The organism is Microvirga sp. M2 (genome assembly GCF_047497095.1).
In the GTDB taxonomy this organism is placed as follows: Bacteria; Pseudomonadota; Alphaproteobacteria; order Rhizobiales; family Beijerinckiaceae; genus Microvirga.
Genome location: NZ_CP134063.1, coordinates 4,104,954 through 4,130,220 on the forward strand (window position 1 = coordinate 4,104,954; position 25,267 = coordinate 4,130,220).

The 25,267-nt window shown below is 64.9% G+C and carries 21 protein-coding genes; 13 read left to right on the forward strand and 8 right to left on the reverse strand.

From position 1 onward, the window contains the following. Positions 1–136: 136 nt before the first annotated feature. Entirely contained in the window at positions 137–1,372 is a 1,236-nt protein-coding gene (locus RE429_RS19475; RefSeq protein WP_414472311.1) for a YeeE/YedE family protein, read from the forward strand. 58 nt (positions 1,373–1,430) lie between these two features. Here RE429_RS19475 and RE429_RS19480 read toward each other — a convergent pair whose 3' ends face one another. After that, a complete protein-coding gene (locus tag RE429_RS19480) occupies positions 1,431–2,330 on the reverse strand; it encodes a LysR substrate-binding domain-containing protein (RefSeq protein ID WP_414472312.1) in 900 nt (299 codons plus the stop codon). Positions 2,331–2,426: 96 nt separating this feature from the next. Here RE429_RS19480 and RE429_RS19485 point away from each other — a divergent pair, with 96 nt between their 5' ends. Next, the gene (locus RE429_RS19485; RefSeq protein WP_414472313.1) at positions 2,427–3,893 is read left to right on the forward strand and encodes a catalase; all 1,467 of its coding nucleotides are present in this window, start codon (positions 2,427–2,429) and stop codon (positions 3,891–3,893) included. A 184-nt stretch (positions 3,894–4,077) separates the two neighbouring features. On the opposite strand, the gene RE429_RS19490 is transcribed toward RE429_RS19485, so the two are convergent. Further along, entirely contained in the window at positions 4,078–4,728 is a 651-nt protein-coding gene (locus tag RE429_RS19490) for an MBL fold metallo-hydrolase (RefSeq protein ID WP_414472314.1), read from the reverse strand. 151 nt (positions 4,729–4,879) lie between these two features. On the opposite strand from RE429_RS19490, the gene RE429_RS19495 reads away from it, so the two are divergent. Together RE429_RS19495 and fghA are read left to right on the forward strand one after the other, a co-directional pair. Beyond that, positions 4,880–5,992 carry an S-(hydroxymethyl)glutathione dehydrogenase/class III alcohol dehydrogenase gene (locus RE429_RS19495; RefSeq protein ID WP_414472315.1) on the forward strand — a complete coding sequence of 371 codons (1,113 nt, stop codon included), beginning with the start codon at positions 4,880–4,882 and terminating at the stop codon, positions 5,990–5,992. 15 nt (positions 5,993–6,007) lie between these two features. Beyond that, positions 6,008–6,850 (forward strand): S-formylglutathione hydrolase, encoded by an 843-nt coding sequence (gene fghA, locus RE429_RS19500; protein WP_414472316.1) that lies wholly within the window; start codon positions 6,008–6,010, stop codon positions 6,848–6,850. A 102-nt stretch (positions 6,851–6,952) separates the two neighbouring features. On the opposite strand, the gene RE429_RS19505 is transcribed toward fghA, so the two are convergent. After that, positions 6,953–7,528: an NUDIX domain-containing protein gene (locus RE429_RS19505; protein WP_414472317.1), complete on the reverse strand. Its 576-nt coding sequence runs from the start codon at positions 7,526–7,528 to the stop codon at positions 6,953–6,955. Positions 7,529–8,039: 511 nt separating this feature from the next. Between RE429_RS19505 and RE429_RS19510 the strand changes: the two genes are divergently transcribed. The 3 genes from RE429_RS19510 (at position 8,040) to RE429_RS19520 (ending at position 11,389) form a co-directional block, all read left to right on the forward strand. Further along, on the forward strand, positions 8,040–9,200 hold the full coding sequence (locus RE429_RS19510) for an OpgC family protein (RefSeq protein ID WP_414472318.1): 1,161 nt from the start codon (positions 8,040–8,042) through the stop codon (positions 9,198–9,200). Positions 9,201–9,208: 8 nt separating this feature from the next. Next, on the forward strand, positions 9,209–9,955 hold the full coding sequence (locus tag RE429_RS19515; protein WP_414472319.1) for an SGNH/GDSL hydrolase family protein: 747 nt from the start codon (positions 9,209–9,211) through the stop codon (positions 9,953–9,955). A gap of 81 nt (positions 9,956–10,036) precedes the next feature. Then, positions 10,037–11,389 carry an AmpG family muropeptide MFS transporter gene (locus tag RE429_RS19520; protein WP_414472320.1) on the forward strand — a complete coding sequence of 451 codons (1,353 nt, stop codon included), beginning with the start codon at positions 10,037–10,039 and terminating at the stop codon, positions 11,387–11,389. 65 nt (positions 11,390–11,454) lie between these two features. On the opposite strand, the gene RE429_RS19525 is transcribed toward RE429_RS19520, so the two are convergent. From RE429_RS19525 to xylF, 3 genes are all read right to left on the reverse strand, one after another. Continuing rightward, on the reverse strand, positions 11,455–12,234 hold the full coding sequence (locus tag RE429_RS19525; RefSeq protein ID WP_414472321.1) for an ATP-binding cassette domain-containing protein: 780 nt from the start codon (positions 12,232–12,234) through the stop codon (positions 11,455–11,457). 14 nt (positions 12,235–12,248) lie between these two features. Further along, complete coding sequence (locus RE429_RS19530) at positions 12,249–13,547, reverse strand: sugar ABC transporter permease (protein ID WP_414472322.1); 1,299 nt, start codon at positions 13,545–13,547, stop codon at positions 12,249–12,251. A gap of 169 nt (positions 13,548–13,716) precedes the next feature. Beyond that, a complete protein-coding gene (gene xylF, locus RE429_RS19535; protein WP_414472323.1) occupies positions 13,717–14,763 on the reverse strand; it encodes a D-xylose ABC transporter substrate-binding protein in 1,047 nt (348 codons plus the stop codon). A gap of 226 nt (positions 14,764–14,989) precedes the next feature. Here xylF and RE429_RS19540 point away from each other — a divergent pair, with 226 nt between their 5' ends. The 5 genes from RE429_RS19540 to RE429_RS19560 all read left to right on the forward strand — a co-directional run bounded on the left by RE429_RS19540 (position 14,990) and on the right by RE429_RS19560 (position 21,266). Next, complete coding sequence (locus RE429_RS19540) at positions 14,990–16,198, forward strand: ROK family protein (RefSeq protein ID WP_414472324.1); 1,209 nt, start codon at positions 14,990–14,992, stop codon at positions 16,196–16,198. 75 nt (positions 16,199–16,273) lie between these two features. Then, the gene (polA, locus tag RE429_RS19545; RefSeq protein ID WP_414472325.1) at positions 16,274–19,321 is read left to right on the forward strand and encodes a DNA polymerase I; all 3,048 of its coding nucleotides are present in this window, start codon (positions 16,274–16,276) and stop codon (positions 19,319–19,321) included. Between the two features lie 136 nt (positions 19,322–19,457). Further along, a complete protein-coding gene (locus RE429_RS19550; RefSeq protein ID WP_414472326.1) occupies positions 19,458–19,955 on the forward strand; it encodes an N-acetyltransferase family protein in 498 nt (165 codons plus the stop codon). A 61-nt stretch (positions 19,956–20,016) separates the two neighbouring features. Then, entirely contained in the window at positions 20,017–20,727 is a 711-nt protein-coding gene (locus RE429_RS19555; protein WP_414472327.1) for a glutathione S-transferase, read from the forward strand. 257 nt (positions 20,728–20,984) lie between these two features. Then, the gene (locus RE429_RS19560; RefSeq protein ID WP_414472328.1) at positions 20,985–21,266 is read left to right on the forward strand and encodes a hypothetical protein; all 282 of its coding nucleotides are present in this window, start codon (positions 20,985–20,987) and stop codon (positions 21,264–21,266) included. A 208-nt stretch (positions 21,267–21,474) separates the two neighbouring features. Here the strand turns inward: RE429_RS19560 and RE429_RS19565 are convergent, their stop codons facing one another. Beyond that, positions 21,475–22,266 (reverse strand): class II glutamine amidotransferase, encoded by a 792-nt coding sequence (locus tag RE429_RS19565; RefSeq protein ID WP_414472329.1) that lies wholly within the window; start codon positions 22,264–22,266, stop codon positions 21,475–21,477. 282 nt (positions 22,267–22,548) lie between these two features. Between RE429_RS19565 and RE429_RS19570 the strand changes: the two genes are divergently transcribed. Further along, on the forward strand, positions 22,549–23,955 hold the full coding sequence (locus tag RE429_RS19570; protein ID WP_414472330.1) for a sodium:proton antiporter: 1,407 nt from the start codon (positions 22,549–22,551) through the stop codon (positions 23,953–23,955). Between the two features lie 154 nt (positions 23,956–24,109). Here RE429_RS19570 and RE429_RS19575 read toward each other — a convergent pair whose 3' ends face one another. Then, positions 24,110–25,204, reverse strand: coding sequence for an NAD(P)/FAD-dependent oxidoreductase (locus tag RE429_RS19575; protein WP_414472331.1), 1,095 nt, complete (start codon positions 25,202–25,204; stop codon positions 24,110–24,112). Positions 25,205–25,267: the final 63 nt, after the last annotated feature.

Below are 25,267 nucleotides of genomic sequence, written 5' to 3' on the forward strand. Positions count from 1 at the left end.
TATGATAATAGCTTGCTTTATACACATATTGACGTTCTTTAAAAAGAACCACATGTTCAGTTTGCAGGTCGCGAGACCCTGACCCCGAGACCCGGCCCCCAAGACTCTGCCGCATCGACATAACAAGGAACGCTCCATGTCCAGCTCTGCGATGGCTCCGCCTCTTCCCTCGGGAAAGCGTGCGAGCTTGACCGTCAATGCTCCCGCCTCGCTCGCCGCCGCGGCCGGCATCCTCGGTGGGGCGGCGCTTCTCGGAGCCGCCGTCAACCCGAAGCAGGCAGCGCTTTACGTGCTCGGCGCGGCCCTCGGCCTCGTGCTCTACCATGCCGCTTTCGGCTTTACCTCGGCCTGGCGCGTCTTCATCGCGGACCGGCGCGGCGAAGGCCTTCGCGCCCAGATGGTGATGCTGGCGATCGCCTCCGTCCTGTTCTTCCCCGTCCTCGCATCCGGCGCCCTCTTCGGCCAACCGGTCGCGGGCAATGTCTCACCGGCGGGCATCGGCGTGGTGTTCGGTGCTTTCATTTTCGGCATCGGCATGCAGCTCGGCGGCGGCTGCGCCTCCGGCACGCTCTACACGGTGGGCGGCGGCTCCACGCGCATGCTGTTCACGCTTGCGGCGTTCATCGCGGGCTCTGCCATCGGCTCGGCGCACCTGCATTGGTGGACGGCGCTGCCGAGCCTGCCGAAGATCTCGATCATCGAGCTGTGGGGCCCCTGGACCGCTCTGGCCGTGCAGCTCGCCGTCTTTGCGCTGATCGCCGCCGTCACGGTCGTGTTCGAGAAGCGCCGCCATGGCAGGCTGATCGAGGCCGCGCCCCCGCCGCGCCAGGGGCTCTCTCGCTTTCTGCGCGGCCCCTGGCCGATCGTGGCCGGTGCGGTGGCCCTCGCGCTGCTGAACTTCGTCACGCTCTACCTCGCAGGACGTCCCTGGGGCGTCACCTCCGCCTTCGCCCTGTGGGGTTCGAAGATCGCGGCCGCCATCGGCTTCGATGTGGCAAGCTGGCCTTACTGGTCCTCCCCCGCCCGTCTGGCCGAGCTCAACGGCAGCATCTTCAACGACATCACCACGGTGATGGATTTCGGCATCATCCTCGGTGCCCTGCTGGCGGCAGCGCTCGCCGGGCGCTTCGCACCGGTGTGGAAAATCCCGCTGCGTTCCGCCGTTGCCGCCGTTGCTGGCGGCCTGCTTCTTGGCTATGGCGCGCGCCTCGCCTATGGCTGCAATATCGGGGCCTATTTCTCCGGTATCGCGTCGGGCAGCCTGCATGGCTGGGTCTGGCTCGTGGCGGCCTTCGCCGGCAACGTGATCGGCACCCGCATGCGCCCGCTCTTCGGTCTCGAAGTGGAGCGCGTCAAGCTCACAGGCTGCTGAGCCGGTAACTCGACCTGTCGAGGGCTCCGCGGCCCGGACCGCGGAGCCCATTCCTGCCTCAGGCCGCTTGGGCCTGCCTCACCTGTTTGATGAGGTCGCCGAGAGCGGCGAAATCCTTCTTTCGCCCCGACGTCTTCCGCCAGACGAGACCCAGGGTGCGCTTGGGCGGATCGTCCGGAAACGGGATGAGCGCCACGCGGCGGCGGTCGACCTCGGCCGCAGCGCACAGCTCCGGCAGAAGCGTGATGCCATGGCCTGCGGCCACCATCTGCATGATGGTGGTGAGCGAAGCCGCCCCGAGCGCTTTGCGGGCCTGCATGTTGGCGATATGGCAGAAGTGAAGCGCCTGATCGCGCAGGCAATGGCCCTCTTCCAGCAGGAGAAGGCGTTCCTGCCCGATACGCTCGTGCAGATCGCGGGAATTCCATTGCTTCGCCGTGCGGGCCTGCACGGCGACGAGAAAGCGGTCCTCGAAAAGAGGCACTCCCTCCAGCTGCGCGTTCGGCGCCGGCAGCGCGATCAGCGCCGCGTCGAGCTCGCCCCGCAGGAGTTCGTCCAGCAACATGTCGGTCTGCGTTTCGCGGATCTGCAGATCGAGCGCGGAGTATTGCCGCTCCACCTCGCTGAGAATGGCAGGAAGCAGATATGGCGCGACGGAGGGAATGATCCCGAGACGGACGGTGTTCGACAGAACGCCCTGATGCTGGCCTGCCAGCTCCGACAATTCCCGCACCTGACCGAGGATCGCCTCGGCCCGCTCGGCGACTTCCAGCCCGGCCTGGGTCAGGATGACGGAATTGCCTCGCCGCTCGGCCAGCTCGACCCCCAGCTCCCGCTCCAGTTCCTTGATCTGCATGGAGAGCGCCGGCTGCGTCACCGCGCATTGGTCGGCCGCCATGCCGAAATGCCGCGTCCGCGCAAGCGCCTCGAAATATCGTAGCTGACGGAATGTGATCATGATGCCGATAAGAATATCTGATCGACCGGGATAGGCAAAGCGATTGGACGTGATGACCTTCCAACCCCATGATGGCCCCGCATTATGGGGACGACCATGACACAGACAACAACTCTGACGACCACGGCCGGCGCGCCGATCGCCGACAACCAGAACAGCCTGTCCGCCGGCGAGCGCGGCCCTCTGCTGCTGCAGGATTATCAGCTCGTCGAGAAGCTGGCGCATCAGAACCGCGAGCGCATTCCCGAGCGCGTGGTGCACGCCAAGGGTTCCGCCGCCTATGGTACGCTGACCATCACCAACGACATCTCCCGATATTCGAAGGCGAAGGTCTTCTCCGAGATCGGCAAGAAGACCGAGGTCTTCCTGCGCTTCTCGACCGTGGCCGGCGAACGCGGCGCCGCGGATGCCGAGCGTGACGTGCGCGGCTTCGCCCTCAAGGTGTACACGGAAGACGGCAACTGGGACATCGTCGGCAACAACACGCCGGTGTTCTTCATCCGCGACCCGCTGAAATTCCCGGACTTCATCCGCACCCAGAAGCGTCATCCCTCGACGAATCTGCGTTCCCCGACCGCCATGTGGGACTTCTGGTCCCTCAGCCCCGAGAGCCTGCACCAGGTGACGATTCTGTTCTCGGACCGCGGCCTTCCGCAGGGCTACCGCTCCATGCACGGCTTCGGCTCCCACACCTACTCGTTCATCAACGAGGCCGGCGAGCGCTATTGGGTGAAGTTCCACTTCAAGTCCATGCAGGGCATCAAGACCTGGACGAACCGGGAAGCCGAAGCCGTCGTCGCCAAGGATCGCGAGAGCGCCCAGCGCGATCTCTACGAGGCCATCGAGGGCGGCGACTTCCCGCGCTGGAAGTTCTGCGTGCAGATCATGCCCGAGACGGATGTGGAGAAGACCTCGTACAACCCGTTCGACGTCACGAAGGTGTGGCCTCATGCGGAGTATCCGCTGATCGAGGTCGGCGTGCTCGAACTGAACCGCAATGCGCAGCACTACTTCGCGGAAGTGGAGCAGTCCTCGTTCTCGCCGTCCAACATCGTGCCGGGCATCGGCTTCTCGCCCGACAAGATGCTGCAGGGCCGCATCTTCGCCTATGCGGATGCGCACCGCTATCGCGTCGGCACCCATTACGAGGCGCTTCCGGTGAACCGCCCGCGCTGCCCGGTTCATCACTATCACGCGGATGGCTCGATGCTGTTCGACATCCCGAACCGGGGCGACGCCTATTACGAGCCGAACTCCTTCAACGGCCCGGTTCAGACCACCCGCGCCGCCGAGCCGCCGCTCAGGATTTCGGGCGATGCCGATCGCTACGATCACCGTGCGGGCAACGACGACTACAAGCAGCCGGGCGATCTCTTCCGCCTCATGTCGCCCGACGAGCAGAACCGGCTCATGGACAATATCGCGGAAGCGATGCAGGGCGTGCCGGAGGAGATCGTGAAGCGCCAGATCGTGCACTTCTACCTTGCCGACAAGGCCTATGGCCTCGGCGTCGCGGAACGCATGGGCCTGAAGGGCGCTGTGGCGGTTCAGGCGGCCGAGTAAACCGCCCTCCGTTTCGAGGCAAGATCCGATGAGGCAAGACTTGATGGCTCGGGAGCTTTCCTGAGCCATTCTTTTTTGAAGCGCAGTCGCCTGAGAGCTGTTTCCACTTGCGTGGAATCAGCTCTTTTCTTTGCTCAATCGCTATTTTCGACAGTGAACCGGATCCACTTCACCGAACAATGCTTCAGAACAGCCCATCGCCCTGTAGGAAGGGATTGGTCTGCCGCTCCTGGCCGATGGTGCTCATGGGACCGTGGCCGCAGATGAAGGCGATGTCGTCGCCGAGCGGCAAAAGCTTGTCCTTGATCGATTGGATCAGCGCCTTGCCGTCTCCGCCCGGCAGATCCACGCGGCCAACCGACCCCTGGAACAGCACATCGCCGACGAGGGCGAAGCGCTCGCTCTTCGAGACCATCACGACGCTGCCGGGCGAATGCCCCGGGCAATGCAGAACGTCGAGCGTGAGTTCGCCGATGCTCACCGTATCGCCTTCCCGAAGCCACCGGTCGGGGGTGACGGCGCGCGCGGGAATTCCATAGGCCTGTCCCTGTTCGGGAAGCCGCCGGAGCAGGAAGTCATCCGCTTCGTGCGGGCCCTCGATCGTCACTCCCAACGCGTCGCGCAGTTCCGCCGCACCTGCCGCATGGTCAATGTGACCATGGGTAAGCAGAATCTTTTCCACAGTGACGCCGCTCTGCGCGATGGCATCGCGGATCCGCTCCAGATCTCCTCCGGGATCGATCACTGCCGCCTTTTTGGTCTTCTCGCACCACAACAACGTGCAGTTCTGCTGAAACGGCGTAACGGGAATGATGGCGGCGCGAACATTGGTCACGGGCTGATCCTTCGATTGTCAAAGGACACATATGAGCGGAAATCGCTTCTGGAAAGCCCGGGAGCGGCGCAGGATCGGAACGGACCTTCCATTGACCTTCCGTCGAGCAGGTTCACATACTCGCGCCACCGAATCGCAATGGAGAAAAAGCATGGAAACCAGGGCTGCAGTGGCCTGGGAGGCTGGCAAGCCTCTGACGATCGAGACGATCCGCCTCGAGGGGCCGAAGGCGGGCGAGGTGCTGGTCGAGGTGATGGCCACGGGCGTGTGCCATACCGACGCCTACACCCTCTCGGGCCTCGATTCCGAGGGCAAGTTCCCGGCCATCCTCGGCCATGAGGGCGCCGGCATCGTGCGCGAGGTCGGCCCCGGCGTGACCACGCTGAAAGTCGGCGACCACGTCATCCCGCTCTACACGCCCGAATGCCGCAACTGCAAATCCTGCCTGTCGCGACGCACCAACCTGTGCACCGCGATCAGGTCGACTCAGGGCCAGGGCGTGATGCCCGACGGCACGAGCCGCTTCCGCTGCGACGGGGAGACCGTGTTCCACTACATGGGGTGCTCGACCTTCGCCAACTTCACCGTGCTGCCCGAGATCGCGCTCGCCAAGGTGCGCGAGGACGCGCCCTTCGACAAGATCTGCTATATCGGCTGCGGAGTGACCACCGGGATCGGCGCGGTGATCTACACCGCCAAGGTGTGGCCGGGCGCCAATGTGGTGGTGTTCGGCCTGGGCGGCATCGGCCTCAACGTGATCCAGGGCGCCCGCATGGTCGGGGCCGACAAGATCATCGGCGTCGACATCAACCCGGGCAAGCGCGCGATGGCGGAAAAGTTCGGCATGACCGACTTCGTCAACCCCAAGGAGATCGGCAACGACAAGGTGGTGCAGGCGATCGTCGACCTGACCGGCGGCGGCGCCGACTTCTCGTTCGACGCCACCGGAAACACGGATGTGATGCGCCAGGCGCTCGAATGCTGCCATCGCGGCTGGGGCGAGAGCATCATCATCGGCGTGGCGGAGGCCGGCAAGGAGATCGCCACGCGGCCGTTCCAGCTGGTGACCGGGCGGGTGTGGAAGGGCACCGCCTTCGGCGGCGCGCGCGGGCGCACGGACGTGCCCAAGATCGTCGACTGGTACATGGAGGGCAAGATCAACATCGACGACCTGATCACCCATCAGATGCCGATCGAGGAGATCAACACCGCCTTCGACCTCATGCACGAGGGCAAGTCCATCCGATCCGTCATCGTCTACTGATAAAGGGGAGAAGAGGTGAGCTTCGAGACCGTCTCGCAATCGCGCTGCTTCGGAGGCACGCAATTCGTCTACCGTCACGTCTCCCGGGAGACGGGCACGCCCATGCGTCTTGCGGCCTTCGTTCCGCCGCAGGCTGCCGCCGGCAAGGTGCCGGTGGTGTGGTTCCTCTCGGGCCTGACCTGCACGGAAGAGAATTTCACCGTCAAGGCGGGCGCGCAGCGCATGGCCTCGGAGCTCGGCCTCATCCTGGTCGCACCGGACACGAGCCCGCGCGGCGAGGGCGTGCCGGACGACCCCGAGGGCGCCTACGATTTCGGTCTCGGCGCCGGCTTTTACGTCGACGCCGTGCAGGAGCCCTGGGCGAAGAACTATCGCATGCGCTCCTATCTCGAGCAGGAGCTGCCGTCCCTCGTGGCGGACAGCCTGCCGGCCGATATGGGACGACAGGGCATCATGGGCCATTCCATGGGCGGACACGGGGCGCTCACCATCGCTCTGCGCAATCCGGGCCGCTTCAAGGCCGTCTCGGCCTTCTCGCCGATCGCCTCGCCGATGAACTGCCCGTGGGGCGAGAAAGCCCTGTCGAACTATCTCGGCTCCGACCGCTCAGCCTGGCGCGACTATGATGCCTGCGCGCTGATCGAGAGCGGTGCGCGCGTGCCCGATCTCCTGATCGATCAGGGCACGTCGGACAGCTTCCTCGAGAGTCAGCTGAAACCGCAGCTTCTGGAGGAGGCATGCTCCAGGGCGGGCCAGCCCCTCACCCTGCGCCGGCAGGATGGTTACGACCATTCCTATTTCTTCATCGCGACCTTCATCGAGGATCACCTGCGCTGGCACGCCGAGCGCCTCGGCTAGAGCATCGAACGCAAAAGTGGGAACCGGTTTTGCGTGAAAAGATGCTCAAGAACAGAGACGTCATGAGCGCATCGTGCGGCCCCGCCGGGTCCGCACGATGCGCTAGATCCTCTCGAAAGCGTGCGGGTGCCGCAATTGCAGCGCCTGCACGAGCACCATGGTCTTCATGTCGGCGATGGTGCTGTCGGCAACGAAGCCCGCGAGATCGTCGAAACCGACCTCCAGCACCTCGATCTCCTCGTGCTCGTCGGCAAGGCCGCCCCCTTCGGCGACGCGGTCCGCCTGCGTGTAGGGCGCGAGGAAGAGGTGCAGCCGCTCCGTGGTGGCTCCGGGCGCCGTCCAGAACCGGCCCAAGGGCTCCAGGCGCTCGATCCGCAATCCCGCCTCCTCCATGCTCTCCCGCCTGGCACAGGTCTCGGGCTCGTCCTCGTCGAGCAGGCCCGCCACCGCCTCCAGGAAATCCGGGTGCCCTTCGACATGCATGACGGGCGCGCGAAACTGCCGGACGAGGATCACCTTCCGCCGCCCCAGATCGTAGGGAAGGACGGCTGCAGCTTCGCCGCTGTTGAGCACCTCGCGGATCATGGTCCGCCCGTCCGGCATCTGGACCGTCAGGTCCAGGAGCTTGCGCCAGCCCTCGTAGACGATGTCGACCTGCTTGATCCGATAGGCTGTCACGTCCGGATTCCTCCTGTCCGATGTCGCAATGTCCCTACAACAACACACGAAACGCTCAAGTTATCCATCTCATTTGAGCCTGAGAGCGTGCTTTGACCGTCATGGGCAGGGGTCGGTTGCAAGGAGGCTTCAACGCGCCGGAAGACATGGCATGGATCGGGCTGCGGGCGCGCCCGGCCGCCATCCCATGTTTTCATGTTACGCTCGAATCCGGTGGAGCACGCGGTTCCGGAGCAAGGGGGCTGCACGTTCTCACGGGGAACAACTGCCCGCCGGAGGAGGCCCTTGAGGTCTTCCTGAGCACGCTCTACAACGCGGCCCAGGAATCAGGGAATGACTCCGGTCTTCAGCCGCGCTGAAGATGAATTTTTTGTAATTCGCCCTCCGCAAGCCCCAATGATAAGGTCGAAACGTTCATAGATGCGTTCGACTGCATCAGCCTTTGCGCTGCGCCGGGGCAACCTTTTGTCAACTTGGCGTTTTAGCACGTTACAGATTGAAGAGCAGGTCGATGGCAGCCTCGAAGCGGAATACGACGATTGATTTCTGGCGCGGCCTCGTGCTGGTGATTATTTTCGTCAATCATATCCCGGGCAATCTCATCGAGCACATCACGCCGCGCAATTTCGGCCTCTCCGACTCGACGGAGGCTTTCATCTTCATTTCCGGCCTGTCGATTGCTCTCGTGTACGGCCCCCGCCTGCCGCAGGGCGACCTGTTCGGCGTCGTGAGGCAGTGCCTGCAGCGCGCGTTCAAGCTCTATCGGATTCATCTTCTTCTCACGGCCGGAGCGATCGCCGTCTTCTCGATCGGTTATGAGCTGAGCGAGGAGATCGGCCTCATCGAGGAGCATGGACGCAACGCCGTCTTCGGCGACACGGCCAAGGGGATCACCGGCATCATCCTGCTCGGCCACCAGCTCGGCTATTTCAACATTCTCCCGCTTTACATCGCGCTGATGTTCTGGGCTCCCGTGGCGCTCGTCCTGGCGCGGGTCCATGCAGGCCTTGCTCTCCTGGTATCGGCGGCGGTGTACGTTCTGGCCCGTGCCGGCGTCCTGACCATCCACAGCTGGCCGGAGCCCGGAACCTGGTTCTTCAACCCGTTCGCATGGCAGTTCCTGTTTACGCTCGGGATCGTGACCGGGCTCCTGATGCTCGAACGACCGGTCCCCTACCGGAGAGCCCTCGCCGTCGGCGCGCTTGCCTTCGTCATCCTGTCACTCGTCGCGATGACGGCGGGATTCGGCCTGATGCCCTGGTTGTACGAGATCGCCCTCACCAAGCTCGATCTCGTCAAGCATGACCTTGGCGTCGTCCGCATGCTTCATTTCCTGGCGCTGGCCTATCTGGTGACCCAGTTCCGGATCGGAGACGCTCTCAAGACGACGATCGTCGGCCCCGACCTGGTCCGCCTCGGACAGAACGGCCTCACGATCTTTGCCGTGGGATCGCTCCTGAGCGCCCTCGGGCAAGTCATCATGACGCTGGCTGCAGTCAAATCGTCTGCTAGTCCGCAGATTATCGGTATGGTATTCACCATTCTTGGTATCATTGGTCTTCTGGCACTGGCGCGATATCTCGAATGGAACAGACAAAACCTAACTGCCCGGAAACAAGGGCAGGCAAAGGGGCTCGGATTGTCACCTTCACAGGGGCGGCTCTCGTCTTAGGCCTTGGATTGCTCGGTCCGTCGGGCGTCTCGGCTGCAAGCAGCGCCGGATGCGTTGCGAAGCGCCAGGTCTTCACGACCTATGCGCCCGCAACGGCCCTCGGCGCCAAGCTCGCCCGCCATGAGCCGATCCGTATTCTCGCCATCGGCTCGTCCTCGACGGAGGGCATCGGCGCCACATCGCCCGATCGTGCCTATCCCGCCCAGCTCGAAGATGAATTGAGCGAGGACTGGAAGGGTAATGTCTCCGTCGTCAACGCCGGCAAAGGTGGCGAGACCGGTGTTCAGACCGTCGAGAGGCTCGAGGCTGCCCTCGAGACCCAGCACTTCGATCTGGTCATCTGGCAGGTGGGAACGAACGACGCCATCAAGGGCGTGAGCGAAGACGATTTCCGGGCCATCCTGGAACGTGGAATCGCGGCCGTGAGGACAGCCGGAGCAAGCCTGATACTCCTCGATCAGCAGTATTTTCCTACGATCAAGGATCCGAGCCGCTACGAACAGTTCGTCCACGTGGTGAGCGCACTGGGCCGCGAAAGGCAGATTCCCGTCTTCTCCCGCTATGCGCTGATGCAGGACTGGAACAGCCAGTCGGCCGAAGAACTGCGCTCGATGCTCTCGAGCGACGGTTTCCACATGAGCGACAAGGGATACGATTGTCTGGCCGATCAGGTCGCAGAGGCGATTCAGACCCTCGTGGAGGTGCCGTCTCATGCCCGGCAGGATACGGCGACCCAAATCGCCAAGGCGCATTAACCCTTCTGCAGGGGCTCAGGCGCCAGCTTCTGCCGATCACGCCTTGAAGGCAGAGCTCTCTTCAATCCGATCACATCGTTCATGATCCAAACCAAACGCCGACTTTCGCTCAAAGACGTTCTGACCGACGGGCGCATCGCGCTCATGCTGCCTCTGGGCTTTTCATCGGGCCTGCCCTTCCTGCTCGTCTTCAGCACGCTCTCCACCTGGCTTCGGGAGGCGGGGATTTCACTCACGGTCATCGGCTTGATGAGCTGGGTCGGCCTGGCCTATTCCCTCAAGTTTCTCTGGGCGCCCATCGTCGACCGCTACGACGTTCCGGTCCTCGCCCGCCTGCTCGGCCGCCGTCGCGGGTGGATGGCTTTGGCGCAGCTCGGCGTGATGGCGGCTCTCGTCGGCATGGCCGTGACGGGGCCGACGACCGGCCTGCCTCTCACCATATCCTGCGCCGTGTTGATCGCCTTCTTCTCGGCCACGCAGGATGTCGTGATCGACGGCTGGCGCATCGATGCGGCACCCACCGAGCGTCAGGGCATGATGGCCGCAAGCCTTCAGCTCGGCTATCGCCTGGCGCTTCTGTGCGCGGGTGCCGGCGCGCTCTATATCGCCGAGCTCGTGAACTGGCCGAGCGCCTATCTGTCCATGGCCGCGCTCATGGCCGTCGGCCTCGTGGGCACCCTGCTCGCGCCGCGAATCGATGAGATCCGGATTCGCGAGAACCCTCCCTTCGCCCAGGCCATTATCGACCCCCTCGCCGATCTCTACCGGCGCAAGCGCGCGATGCTGATCCCGATCCTGGCGCTGATCGCCTGCTATCGCCTGCCTGATTTCATGGCGGGCATCATGGCGAACCCGCTCTATATCGACCTCGGCTTCAGCAAGGCCGATATCGCCAGCATCTCGAAACTCTACGGCGTGTGGATCGGCATCATCGGCGCCTTCGGAGGCGGCCTCGCCCTGACCCGCCTGGGCCTGTGGTGGACCCTGCTGATCGGAGCCGTTCTCGCCGCCGGGTCGAACGTGATGTTTTCCTGGCTCGCCGCGGGCCATGCCACCCTCACGGGCCTGACGCTTACGATCAGCATCGACAATTTCGCGCAAGGCTTCGCGGGCGCGGCCCTTGTGGCCTATATGTCGGGGCTCACCTCGCCCGGCTTTGCCGCCACCCAATACGCCCTTCTCAGCTCGCTCTACGCGCTTCCGGGAAAACTCATCGGCGGCGCATCCGGCGCCGTGGTGGATTCTTATGGCTATCCGCTGCTCTTCACCGGCACGGCGGCCCTCGGCATTCCGCTCGCGGTTCTCTGCCTCCTGGTGCGCCGCGACACGATGGAGACCGTGCGGCAGAAGGAGGAAGCGGATGCGCGCGCGGCTCGAGCATCGAACGCGGGAAGCGGGTACCGGTTTTGCGTGAAAAGATGCTCAGGACCATAGAGCATCGAACGCGGGAAGTGGGCGCCGGTCGCGTCAGAGGCGCGAGCCCGAGAGAGACGGCATGATCAGCCCGCGCCCGGCCCCGGCGTTGCGCCGGGCGGGCACTTGCCCAAAATGATCATGCCGAGCACCTCGTCCTGCGTGACATCCTGCACGTTGGCGGAGCCCACGAGCTTGCCGTTCTTCATGACGCTCACCCGATCGGCGAGGCCGAACACGTCGTGGATGTCGTGGCTGATGAGGAAAATGCCGATGCCTTCCCGCTTCAGTTGCAGCACCAGATCCGCGACCTGCTGCGTCTCGGCGGGGCCGAGCGCCGCCGTCGGCTCGTCCATGATCAGCACGCGTGCATTGAAATAGATCGCGCGCGCGATCGCCACCGATTGCCGCTGGCCGCCGGAGAGCGCCTTCACGGGCTCCTTGAAGCGGCGGAAATGCGGATTGAGGCGCGCCATCACCTTGCGGGTCTCGGCCTCCATCGCGGCATCGTCGAGCGTGCCGTAGGGCGTGAGGACCTCGCGGCCGAGAAAGATGTTGCCGGCCGCGTCGATGTTGTCGGCCAGCGCCAGAGTCTGATAGATCGTCTCGATGCCGTAACGCTTGGCATCGCGCGGCGTCGCGATTTCGGCGCGCTCGCCGTTCACATAGATCTCGCCCCCATCCGGCCTGTAGGCCCCGGAGAGAATCTTGATGAGCGTCGACTTGCCGGCCCCGTTGTGGCCGAGCAGCCCCACCACCTCGCCGGGTCGCAGGTCGACGGACACGTCGTCCACGGCCTTGATGCCGCCGAACGCGATGGAAATGTTGCGCATCTCGACGAGAGGCGTCGCTTCATCGGCCTGCATGATACGTTCCTCTCTCACTTGAGGCGGCGGCGATAGAGGCCGTCGACCCAGACCGCCAGCACGAGAACCGCGCCGACCACGATGTTCTGCAAAGGCGTATCGACCCCGAGCAGCACCATGCCGGATTGCAGCGACTGCATGACGAGCGCGCCGAGCATCGCGCCCGCAATGGTGCCGATCCCGCCCGCGAGCGACGTGCCGCCGATCACGGCGGACGCGATCACGTAAAGCTCGTCGAGCGTGCCCGCCGCATTGGTGGCCGCGTTGAGGCGCGCCGTGGAGATGCAGGCCGAGATGCCGCAGAGCAGGCCCATGAGGCCGAAGACCTTCATCAGGATCCAGCGGGTATTGATGCCGGACAGTTCCGCCGCCTCCGGATTGCCCCCGATGGCGAACACATAGCGGCCGAAGCGGCGGCGCGTGGCGATGAAGGTCATCGCGAGGCCCACCACCACGGCGATCAGCACCGGCAGCGCCACGCCATGCGGGATGAACAGGCCGCCCTCGGGCCACGGAATGCCGTTCGCCTCGGCCCAGGCGCGGGCCGTGCCCGCGGGCAGGGGATAGGCGTTGGCGACGGAAGCCGCCGCCAGCACCGCGCCGCAGGCGACGAGTGCGATCACCGCATCCGCCCAGCCCGGGCGCACCGGAAAGCCGAAGCTCAGGCGCCGGCGGCGGGACAGGCCGAGACCGATGACGATGAGGCCACAGGCAATGGCCGCGATGATCCAGGTGGCGGTTGCTCCCAGCGCACCCTCGACCCCGCCGCCGAAGGCCTTGAAGCGGCTGTCCATGGGCGCGACGGTCTGGCCCGTCGTGACCCACCAGGCCGCGCCGCGCCACACGAGCAGGCCGCCGAGGGTGACAATGAAGGAGGGAATGCCCAGATAGGCGATGAGCCAGCCCTGAAAGAGGCCGATCGCCCCGCCGGCCAGGACCGCGAGCAGCACCATGAGCGGAGCCGTCAGCGGATGCTCGAAGCCGAGATAGGACGGCAGCCATTGTGCCTGCGCGACGCCGACGATCATTCCGACGACGCCGAGGATCGCCCCGACCGAGAGATCGATATTGCGCGTGACGATCACGAGCACCATGCCGGTCGCCATGATCGCGACGGAAGCGGTCTGCACCGACAGGTTCCAGAGATTGCGCGCCGTCAGGAAGACCCCGCCCGACAGCAGATCGAAGCCGATCCAGATCACGGCGAGCGCCGCGATCATGCCGAGCATGCGGACATCGATCTCGAGCTTCGACAGAAGCGATCCGGACGTGGTGCTCGGCGGCTGGGTGGTCGTGGCAACGGGTGCGTTCATGATGCGGATCGCTCTTCTCAAACGTCATTCCGGGGCCGCGTCGCGGAGCCCGGAACCCATAAACACGATGCTTCGGAAGAGAACGCCGGGCGCTTCGCCTTTTCTGCAACGGCGCGGTTATGGATTCCGGGCTCGCGCCGAAGGCGCGTCCCGGAATGACAGCATGGGCTTAGTTGCAGGCCTTCACCGTACCGGGCTTCACGCCTTGGCAGACGACATCCTTTGAGGCCCAGCCCGCATTGATGACCACGTCGAGATTGTCCTTCGTGATCGCGACGGGCGTGAGGAAGAGAGCCGTCATGTTCTGCTTCTTCGGTCCCTGGTTCCAGGACTTCGCTCCCTGGATGTCGGTGAGCTTCTTTCCGCCGGCGAGCTGAAGCGCGATTTCGGCGGCGTTGCGGCCGAGTTCGCGGGCGTCCTTGAACACGGTCACGGTCTGCGTGCCGAGCGCGACCCGGTTCAGGGCGGCCTTGTCGGCGTCCTGGCCGGACACCGGAACGGAGCCCGCGAGCCCCTGGGCGGCGAGCGCCGCGATGGCGCCGCCGGCGGTGCCGTCATTGGCCGCGATCACGGCATCGACCTTGTTGTTGTTCTTGGTGAGGAACTGCTCCATGTTCCGCTGCGCGTTGGCGGGGAGCCAGCCATCCGTATAGGCCTCGCCCACGTTCTTGATCTTGCCTGCGTCGATCGCGGGCTTCAGCACTTCCATGGCGCCCTGGAACAGGAAGTTGGCGTTCGGATCGGAACCGGAACCCTTGATGAACACGTAGTTGCCTTCGGGCTTCACCTTGAACACCTCGCGCGCCTGGAGGCGGCCCACCTCGACGTTGTCGAAGGTGAGATAGAAGGCCTGCGGGATCTCGATCAGACGATCGTAGCCCACGACCGGAATGCCCTCGGCCACCGCCTTCTCCACGGCGGGCCGCACGGCGTCCGAGTCCTGGGCCAGCACGATCAGCGCCTTCGCGCCGCGGGAGATCAGGCTTTCGATGTCGGTGAGCTGCTTGGCAGGCGACGACTGCGCATCCGCCGACACATAGGTGCCGCCCGCCTTTTCGACCGCGGCCTTGATGGCGGCCTCGTCTGTCTTCCAGCGCTCCTCCTGGAAATTCGACCAGCTGACGCCGACGACCGGACCCTTACCCTGGGCAAGGGCCGAGCTTGCCGAAAGGGCCAGGACGGCGAGGCTGATGAGAGCATGCTTCTTCGATACCATCGGTTTCCTCCTGGGCCCGCAATGTCCCTCTGGGCCCTGTGCTCATGGCAGGCTGTCTCTCCCGATGAGATCGACAGACGTGGCTCACGCTGCCATGTTTTATTGTTCGAGCACGGAAATAATTACCCGCCCCCTTTTTGCCTTCAAGCGGCAAAGGCCTCATTATTTCGTTGAATATCCCTTTTGCCCCGCATTTATTTATTCATATCCCGAAGAAATATCAGCCATGACCATGCTTTCCCTCTCCCCCCGTGAAGCAGCCCGCCGGCGCCTCCTCGACGCCCTGCGCCGTGAAGGCCCCATGGCGCGCGTGGAGATCGGCCAGCATCTCGGCATGAGTCCGGCCAGCGTCTCGGAGCTGACGGCGGGCCTGCTCGACGAGGGCGTCCTCGTCACCGAAGAGGCGGCGGATCAGGCGGCGGGCCTCATCCGGGGACGCCCCAAGGTGCGCCTGTTCTTCGCCGAGTCCTTGGGGTCGGTGATCGGCGTATGGACCGGATTCAACCGCATCGAGCTGCGCCTGGTGGACAGCGCGGGACGCAACCGGGCGAGCCGCCATATCGAGCGCCCCTTGAGAAGCCTCGGGGCCGAGGAACTGATGGACGTTCTGGTGGACAGCATCACGGCCTTCGCCAGGGAGGCCGGCGCATCCGACGTGAAGGCCGTCGGCCTTGCCTGCCAGGGCTATGTGGATACCCGCGACGGGGTCGTCGCCTGGAGCCCGGTGCTCGGCACCCGCGACCTCCCCCTCGCGGCGGGCTTGGGCGAGCGGCTCGGCAAGCCCGTCCTCATCGAGAACGACGCCAGCGCCATGGCCTTCGCCATCGCCCAGCGCAACCCCGATTTCCGCTCGGGACGGACGGCCTGCCTGATGGTGGGCGACGGCGTCGGCATGGGTTTTCTCATCCAGGGCGAGCTTTATCGCGGCGCACGCTTTGGCGGCAGCGAGTTCGGCCATGTGCGCCTGCGCCGGAGCGGGCCGCAATGCCGCTGCGGCGGGCGCGGCTGCATCGAGGCCTATCTCGCCGATTACGCCCTGCATCGGGACGCGCAGCTCATCGACCATCGCCCGGCCCCCACCCTGCTGCTTCCGGGCGAGGAGGCCATGAGCGCCGTGGTGGAGCAGGCCCGGTCGGGCGACCCTGCCCTCCTCAACCTCTTCCGCGAAGCCGGCGAGGTGCTGGGCGACGCGGTGGGCATCCTGATCCAGACCCTGGAACCCGACCATATCGTGCTCTGCGGCCCCGGCACCCGGGCCATGGACCTGCTTCGCCCCTCCTTCGAGGCCGCCCTCGAATCGCAGACCATTCCGGAGCTCAGGGCGCTCGCGGCCATCCATGTGGTGGAATCCTCCCTCGACCTCCTCACCGAGGGCGTGGTGATGCAGGCCCTCAGGGAGCTCGATCTCGACCTGGCGCGTCTCAGGGCTGCATAAAGGCGCACCGGACGTAGCCATGGGGCGATGAAACCACTATTTGTAGGAGGTCCATTTCCTCCACGAACGAGACCCATGGCTTCCTCCCGTCCCGTCCAAGCCGGCGATCATATTTTCCTCGTCGACGGCTCCTCCTTCATCTTCCGGGCCTACTTCCAGTCCATCAACCAGGACCAGAAGTACAATTCCCGCAGCTCGGACGGCATGCCGACGGGGGCCGTGCGCCTGTTCGTCACCAAGCTCCTGCAGTTCATGCGCGACGGCGCGGCGGGCCTGCAGCCCACGCATCTGGCCATCGTGCTCGACAAGTCCGAGGGATCGTTCCGCAAGGAGCTCTATGAGGATTACAAGGGCCACCGCCCCGACGCGCCGGAGGACCTGAAGGTTCAGATGCCCCTGATGCGCGAGGCGATCCGTGCCTTCGGGCTCGAACCCGTGGAGCTTCAGCGCTACGAGGCGGACGATCTGATCGCCACCTATACCCAGCAGGCCAAGGCGCGCGGCGCGGACGTGCTCATCATCTCGTCGGACAAGGACCTGATGCAGCTCGTCGGCCCCAAGGTGTGCTTCTACGATTTCGAATCCGGCTCCAAGGGCAAGCCCGGCTACCGGCCCGAACGCAATCTCGACGAAGCCGCCGTGATCGAGAAATGGGAGGGCATCCCGCCGGAGAAGATCGGCGACGTGCTGGCCCTGATGGGCGACACCTCGGACAACGTGCCGGGCGTCCCGGGCATCGGCCTGAAGACCGCGGCGCAGCTCATCAAGGAATACGGCGACCTCGAAACGCTGCTGGAGCGCGCGAACGAGATCAAGCAGCCCAAGCGCCGCGAGACGCTGATCAACAACGCGGAATCCGCGCGCCTCTCCAAGAAGCTCGTGACCCTCGATTGCGAAGCGCCCCTGCCGGTCCCGCTCGACGATCTGCGCGTGCCCGAACCCGACCCCAAGACGCTCATCGGCTTCCTCAAGGCCATGGAGTTCAGCACCCTCACGCGCCGCGTGGCGGAACTCTACGATGCCGATCCCGCCGCGGTCGAACCGGATCCGCGGCTGATGCCGGGCGGCGAGGCGATCCGGTGGGAGCGCAACGGCGGATTTGCACCGGCCGCTACGGAACCTCCCCTGTTCGAAAAGAGCGACGCGATCCCGGGCGAGGTCGATCCGTTCGCAGGGCTCGACCTCCCGGAGACGGGCGCGGCCCGCAAGCCTCTCGAGGGTGTCGGAACGCCTTCGCAGCTTGCCGGGAAACGCGCGACGGAAGCTTCGTCCACGCCTTTCGACGTCTCTTCCTACGAGACCGTCACGAGCCTCGACCGGCTCAAGGAATGGGTCGCCAGGGCGATCGAGCAGGGCTATGTCGCCGTCGACACGGAGACGAGCGATCTCGACGCCAACCGGGCGGACATCGTGGGATTCTCGCTGGCGCTGGAGCCGGGCAAGGCCTGCTACGTGCCGCTTCAGCACCGCGATGAATCGGACCTCTTCGGCGGCGGGCTCGTGACGGGCCAGCTTCCGGTGACCGACGCGCTCGATGCCCTTCGGCCGATGCTGGAGGATCCGTCCGTTCTCAAGATCGGGCAGAACCTGAAATACGACTGGATCGTCTTCAAGCGCCACAACATCGATGTCCATCCCATCGACGACACGATGCTGCTCTCCTACGTGCTCGACGCCGGAAAAGGCTCGCACGGCATGGATGAACTGTCCCGACGCCATCTCGGCCACGCCCCGATCAGCTTCTCGGAGGTGGCGGGCACCGGCCGGAACAAGGTGACCTTCGACAAGGTCGAGATCTCCAAGGCGACGGCCTACGCGGCGGAAGACGCGGACGTCACCTTGCGCCTCTGGAAGATCCTCAAGCCCCGCCTCACCGCCGAGCATCGGGCCACCGTCTATGAAACGCTCGAGCGCCCGCTCGTCGACGTGATCGCCCGCATGGAGATGCGCGGCATCCTCGTGGACCGGCAGATCCTGAGCCGCCTGTCGGGCGACTTCTCGCAGACGCTCGCCCGCCTCGAGGACGAGATCCACGAGATGGCGGGCGAAAAATTCGCCTTGGGCAGCCCGAAGCAGATCGGCGACATCCTGTTCGGCAAGATGGGCCTGCCCGGCGCCAAGAAGACGCCGTCCGGCCAATGGGCGACGCCCGCGACCCTGCTCGACGAGCTGGCCCAGTCCGGTCACGAACTGCCCGCGAAAATTCTCGAATGGCGCCAGCTCGCGAAGCTGAAATCCACCTATACGGATACCCTGCAGGAGCACATGCACCCCGACACCAAGCGGGTGCACACCTCGTTCTCGCTCGCGGCCACGACGACGGGCCGTCTGTCCTCGTCCGATCCGAACCTGCAGAACATCCCGATCCGCACGGAAGCGGGACGCAAGATCCGCACGGCCTTCATCGCGCCGCCCGGCCAAAAGATCATCTCGGCCGACTACAGCCAGATCGAGCTGCGCATCCTCGCGCATATCGCGGATATTCCGCAATTGCAGGAGGCTTTCGCGAAGGGCCAGGACATTCACGCGGCGACCGCTTCGGCCATGTTCGGCGTCCCGCTCGACCAGATGACGTCCGACCTGCGCCGTCAGGCGAAGACCATCAATTTCGGCATCATCTACGGCATCTCGGCCTTCGGCCTCGCCACGCGCCTCGGCATTCCGAACGCCGAAGCCGCCGCGTTCATCAAGCAGTATTTCGAACGCTTCCCCGGCATCCGCACCTATATCGACGAGACGAAGAAGGCCTGCAAGGACAAGGGCTACGTGACCACGCTCTTCGGGCGCGTGTGCCACTACCCGCAGATCCGTTCGAGCAACCCGTCCGAGCGGGCGGGCGTGGAGCGCCAGGCCATCAATGCGCCGATCCAGGGCACGGCCGCCGACATCATCCGGCGCGCCATGATCCGCATGGAGGATGCGCTGAAAGCGGAGCGCCTCTCCGCGCGCATGCTCCTGCAGGTCCATGACGAACTGGTATTCGAAGCCCCGGATGAAGAGGTGGAGGCGACGCTCCCCGTGATCTCCCGCGTGATGACGGAAGCCCCCTTCCCGGCCGTGACCCTGAAGGTTCCGCTCGCCGTGGAAGCCCGGGCCGCGCAGAACTGGGACGAGGCGCATTGATGGCCTGGAGCACCACCCCTCCCTTACCCCTCTCCGCAAGGGGGACGGAAGCGACCGGTAGGCTTTACGAGCCGAACTCTCGCGTTAATGAGCTTCGAGGCTATTCTGTTGGCCCGACGCGAGAGATCATCAAAGAATGGCCGATATGCAAACCTCCTCGCTTCTCGTGCGAAAAGCCGCCGTTGGCGATGCGGAGGCTCTGTTCCGATTCACGGCGAGTCTGATCGAGGATCATCTTCCAGGCCAGACGCCCTGGGTCTCGGTGAACGACATCAAGGAAAAGGGTTTCGGCCCCGATCCGCTGTTCGAGGCCATGGTGGCCGAGCGCGATCATCAGCCTGTCGGCTTCGTCTCGTTCTTCCGAGGCTATGCTGGCTGGCGCGGCAAGCCTATGGGGATCGTTCACGCACTCTATGTTCAACCGGGGGAGCGCCGCTCCGGCGCGGCGCGATTGCTCATGGCGGGTGTTGCGCGGATTGCGCGGGAACGCAACTGGATCCGCATCGAGCTTTTCGTCGAAGAGGAGCGCCCCGCTATCCACTTCTATGAATCCATCGGCATGCGCAATCTCCATCACCGGCATTATCGGCTCGAAGGCGAGGCGCTGGAGCATTTGGCTCGCGAGAGCCTTTGACATCGACAGCGGGCGCTCCATCCTTCCAGGGGCTGCGGCCGCATGAAGGATGGAGCCCTCCATGACCTATGAGCTCTACTACTGGCCCACGATCCAGGGGCGCGGCGAGTTCGTGCGCCTTGCCCTCGAGGAAGCGGGAGCCGGTTACATCGACGTGGCGCGCCAGCCGCGCGGCATGGATGCGCTGATGAGGCTGATGGATCATGCCGAGCATCCGCCCTTCGCGCCGCCCTTCCTGAAGGATGGCGAGACGATCATCGGTCAGACGGCCGCGATTCTCCTCTATATCGGGGCGAGGCACGAACTCGCGCCGAAGGACCCGGCCGGCGGGCTGTGGACGCATCAGATCCAGCTCACCATCGCCGATTTCGTAGCGGAAGCGCACGATACGCATCACCCGGTCGCGGTCAGCCTCTATTACGAGGACCAGAAGGCGGAGGCGCTCCGGCGATCCGCCGAGTTCCGCGACAACCGCATCCCGAAATTCCTGGACTGGTTCGAAACGATCCTCGCCCGCAATCCGGCGGGCGATGCGCATCTCGTCGGCGACCGGCTCACCTATGTCGACCTGTCCCTGTTCCAGGTGGTCGAAGGTTTGTCCTACGCTTTTCCGAACGCCCTGAAACAGGTGCTCGAGGACATGCCACGGGTTGCGGCCCTGCACAGGGCCGTCGCTCGGCGGCCGCGCATCAAGGCGTACCTCGCAAGTCCCCGCCGCATCCCCTTCAACGAGGAGGGGATCTTCCGGCATTATCCGGAACTGGATGGCTGACCTTCGCGGTCGCGTCGTGCGCAGCCGGAGGTCGGGGCGGTAAAAGGCGAGGACCGCCTTTCCCGTCCGGAGTTCCGGCAACGATCCGTTAAGCGCTGGGGACGCAATGTGGTGCCGAATGTGCCGCCTGCCCGCGGATCTCGTGCCGGTGATCCGCACCGGGGAGGCGTTTGCGCTCAGTCACCGAGAGTCATGAAAGGCTGCGAGCGGCTCGACACGGGCCCGGCCGGCACCTTTCCAGCATGCGAGGAGGCGACATGATCGAGGAAACGGAAACCGTCGCGGTCCGTCTGTGGCGCGACCGGGTGCAGCTGCGGGAGCAGGAGCGCAACGAGGCTCGGACCCGCCTGCGGATCGCCGAGGAGAAAGTGGCGATCCTCATGGCCGAGAACGACCGTCTCGCGGCCGAAAACGCGCGCCTGCGCGCTTTGATCGATCCCGATGCGAGCAGCGCACGGACGGAAACCCAGAGGCAGATGGAAGAGCTCAGGGGCGCTCTCCTGCCGCTCCTGTCGGGGGCGAGCGGCTCTCTGAACTGATATGGGCTGAAAGCGGGAGCCGCTTCCCCTGGAAGGGATACGCGCCTCACGGCATCGGACGTGACATCGAACGCACATCCGATGCTGTCAGCCTATGGTCTCGAGCATCTTTCCACGCAAAACCGGTGCCCGCTTTTCACGTTCGATGCTCTCCTGGCTTGAGCATCTTTCCACGCAAAACCGGTGCCCACTTTTCACGTTCGATGCTCTATGCCGCGATCTGCGCCATGGCCTCGTTGAGGCAATGTACGGCCACGGATCGGTCCGTCCTCGCCACGAGGCAGCAGCCCTTCGGCACCTCGCGCCAGCCCTTGGTCTTGTCGTCGATCGGCTCGGAGACCACGAGCAGGCTGCCTTTCTCCTCACGGAAATAGAGCGTCGGCGGCTTGGCGTCGCAGGCCCAGCGATAGGCCCAGAGGCTTTCGCCATCGGTGAAGGCGGCGGTGAAGCGCAAGGCCTCGTCGATGCCCGCCTCGTTCATGAGGCGGCGCACCTGCTTCAGGGTCTGGGCCATGGCCCTCACGGGCTCTTCGGCAAGCCCGTTGGCCAAAGCCACGAGGAAGATCGCTTCGGAATCCGTCGTGCCCTGGCGGCGATCATAGAGTTCATCCGGGATCATGGCCTCGAGCCGCCGCTTGATGTGCCTGTATCCGCCGATCTGGCCGTTGTGCATGAAAAGATGCCGGCCATGAGAGAAGGGATGGCAGTTGGCCCGCGTCGTGGACGTGCCGGTGGAGGCCCGCACATGAGCGAAGAAGAGGCCGGAGCGCACCTGCTCGCAGAGGCTCCTCAGGTTCTCGTCGGACCAGGCGGGGCGCACCTCGCGATAGATGCCGGGCTCCTTGCGCTCCCCATACCAGCCGATGCCGAAGCCGTCGCCGTTCGTCTCGGTCTTGGCCTCGATCGCGTGAAGGGATTGGTGAACCAGCGAATGCGCCGGGGCGCAGACGAGTTCATCGAGGAAGATCGGTTCTCCCCGGTAGGCAAGAAAGCGGCACATCGGCTCCACAACCCCAGGCGAGGCTGGCGCATCGTGCGGAAAGGAGGCTCCGGTTTTCCGCGTCCCGCGATGCGCAGCTTCAAGGAAGGAGTATCGGACGCACCCCAGAAGCGGAGGCCACTTTTGGTCCGAAGCTCCGGACTTGTCATTCTGTTTTACTCTCGTCCCACCATGGTGAACAGACGGTTAACGGCCATGCCGTTGCGGGCGGCTGCACCTTCCCTTAAACGGTGGCCCAACATCATAGACATGCCGGGGGGCCGGCGAGGGGGAATCCGAAACATGCGACGCATCTCAAGCACGGCACTCGCAGCCGCCCTGACCGCGCTGCCGCAAGCCGCCTTCGCGGCGGAACTCGATGGGGCGGCCCTGAGCCCCCTCTGGGCTCTGCCCTTTGCCGGCATCCTCCTCTCCATCGCCCTGTTCCCCCTGGTGGCCGCCCATTTCTGGGAGCATCACCAGGGCAAGATCGCGGCCGTCTGGGGCCTGCTGGTGCTCGTGCCCATGGCCACCCTCCTGGGGCCCACCACGGCAATCCATGCCCTCGCGCATACCGTGCTTCTCGAATACGTTCCGTTCATTCTGCTGCTGCTTGCGCTCTTCACGGTGGCCGGCGGCATCCTGGTCCGGGGCAACCTGCACGGCTCCCCCGGCACGAACACCGTCCTGCTCGCCATCGGCACGGTGCTCGCGAGCTTCATCGGCACCACCGGCGCATCCATGGTGCTGATCCGGCCCGTGCTGCGCGCCAACGACGACCGCAAGCACAACGTCCATGTCTTCGTGTTCTTCATCTTCCTGGTCTCGAATGTCGGCGGCTCGCTCACGCCGCTCGGCGATCCCCCGCTCTTCCTCGGCTTCCTGCGCGGCGTCGACTTCTTCTGGACCACCACGCATCTCTTCCCGGAGACGCTCTTCGTCGCCGGCATCCTCCTCGCGCTGTTCTTCGCGATCGATACGGTGATCTACAGGAAGGAAGGCCACATCGCTCCGGACCCGACGCCCGACAATCCGGTCCGCGTGACGGGGGGCATCAATTTCCTGCTGATCTTCATCATCATCGGGGCGATCCTCATGAGCGCCACGACGGATCTCGGCCGCGTGACGGTGCTGGGCGCCGAAATCGAGCTCGCCAACGCCCTGCGCGATCTCATCATGATCCTCGTGACGATCATCTCCCTGAAGCTCACGCCGAAAGCGAACCGGGCGGAGAACGGCTTCTCCTGGGGGCCGATCCAGGAAGTGGCGAAGCTCTTCGCCGGCATCTTCATCGCCATCATTCCCGTGCTCGCGATGCTCAAGGCCGGTGCGGACGGTGCTTTCGCGCCCCTCGTCGCCCTGGTGACGAACCCGGACGGCAGCGCCAACAACGCCGCCTATTTCTGGCTCGCCGGCGGCCTGTCTTCATTCCTCGACAATGCCCCGACCTATCTCGTGTTCTTCGAACTCGCGGGCGGCGACGCGCGGGCCCTGATGACCACCGGCGCCCTGACCCTTGCGGCCATCTCGGCCGGCTCCGTGTTCATGGGCGCGAACTCCTATATCGGCAACGCGCCCAACTTCATGGTCTATGCGATTGCCCGCCAGGGCGGCGTGAAGATGCCGAGCTTCTTCGGCTATCTTCTCTGGTCGGGCGGCATCCTGCTGCCGATCTTCCTGGTCGCGACGCTTCTGTTCTTCAGGGGCTAGGGACGAGAGCATCGGACGTGAAAAGTGAACCCACTTTTGGGTCCGATGCTCCACCCCTCAAACAGCGCATCGTTCAGCGCGGACCCGAAGGGCCACGTTCGTGAAAACCGGGTCCACTTTTCGCTAACGCGGCCCGCTGGGTCCGCACGATGCTCTAAGCAATCAGCCTCTCCGCCACGTCCTCGGCAAGCGACAGGCACGAGGTCAAGCCCGGACTTTCGATTCCGAACAGATGCACGAGGCCGGCGAGCCCATGCTCGGCCGGCCCGTCGATCATGAAATCCGCCGCCTTCTCGCCGGGTCCCGTGAGCTTCGGGCGTATGCCCGCATAGTCGGGCACCAGCGCTCCGTCGGGCAAACCCGGCCAGTAGCGGCGGATCGCGGCATGGAAACCCTCCGCGCGCCCCGGATCGACGTCGTAGATCTCGCGGTCGATCCATTCCACATCCGGCCCGAAGCGCATGCGGCCCGCGAGATCGAGCGTCACATGCGTGCCCAGGCCGCCGTCGACCGGCGCGGGATAGATCAGGCGCGAAAAAGCAGGTTTGCCGAGACAGCCGAAATAATTGCCCTTGGCCAGAACGAGAGGCGGGATGCGCTCCGGCGCATAGCCCTCCGTCGTCCGCGCCAGGGCCTGCGCGCCCAGACCGGCCGCGTTGACCACCGCATCGACGGCGATCTCCGCGGGCTGCGCGCCTCCCACGGTGACGTTCCACCCCGTTCCGTTCCGGGCGATCCGCTCGACGGTCGCCAGGAAGGCGATCATGCCGCCCGCGGCCTCGAGATCGCCCTGGAGCGCGAGCATGAGCGCATGGCTGTCGATGATCCCGGTCTCGCGGGACAGGACCGCACCGGTGCAGGCGAGGTTCGGCTCCAGTGCCTCCGCCTCCCGGCCCGTCAGGAAGGAAAGCCCTTCGACGCCGTTGGCGACGCCCTGCTCGTAGATGCCTTCGATCTTGGCCTGTTCGAGAGCGTCCGTCGCCACGATGAGCTTGCCGCATTTCCTGTACGGCACGCCGTGACTCTCGCAGAAGGCGTAGAGCATCCGGCGCCCGTTCACGCAGTGACGGGCCCGAAAGGAAGCCGTCGGATAATACATGCCCCCATGGATCACCTCGCTGTTGCGCGAGGAGACGCCGTTGCCGATACCGCCGGTCTTCTCCGCGACGATGACGTCATGGCCGCGCCGGGCCAGGGCGCGAGCGCAAGCCAGCCCGACGACGCCGGCGCCGATGACGAGTACGTCCATCCAACTCCCCAATGCAAAGCGGCGGCCCGAAAGCCGCCGCCTCTTGTCGTTGCGATGCTCCGC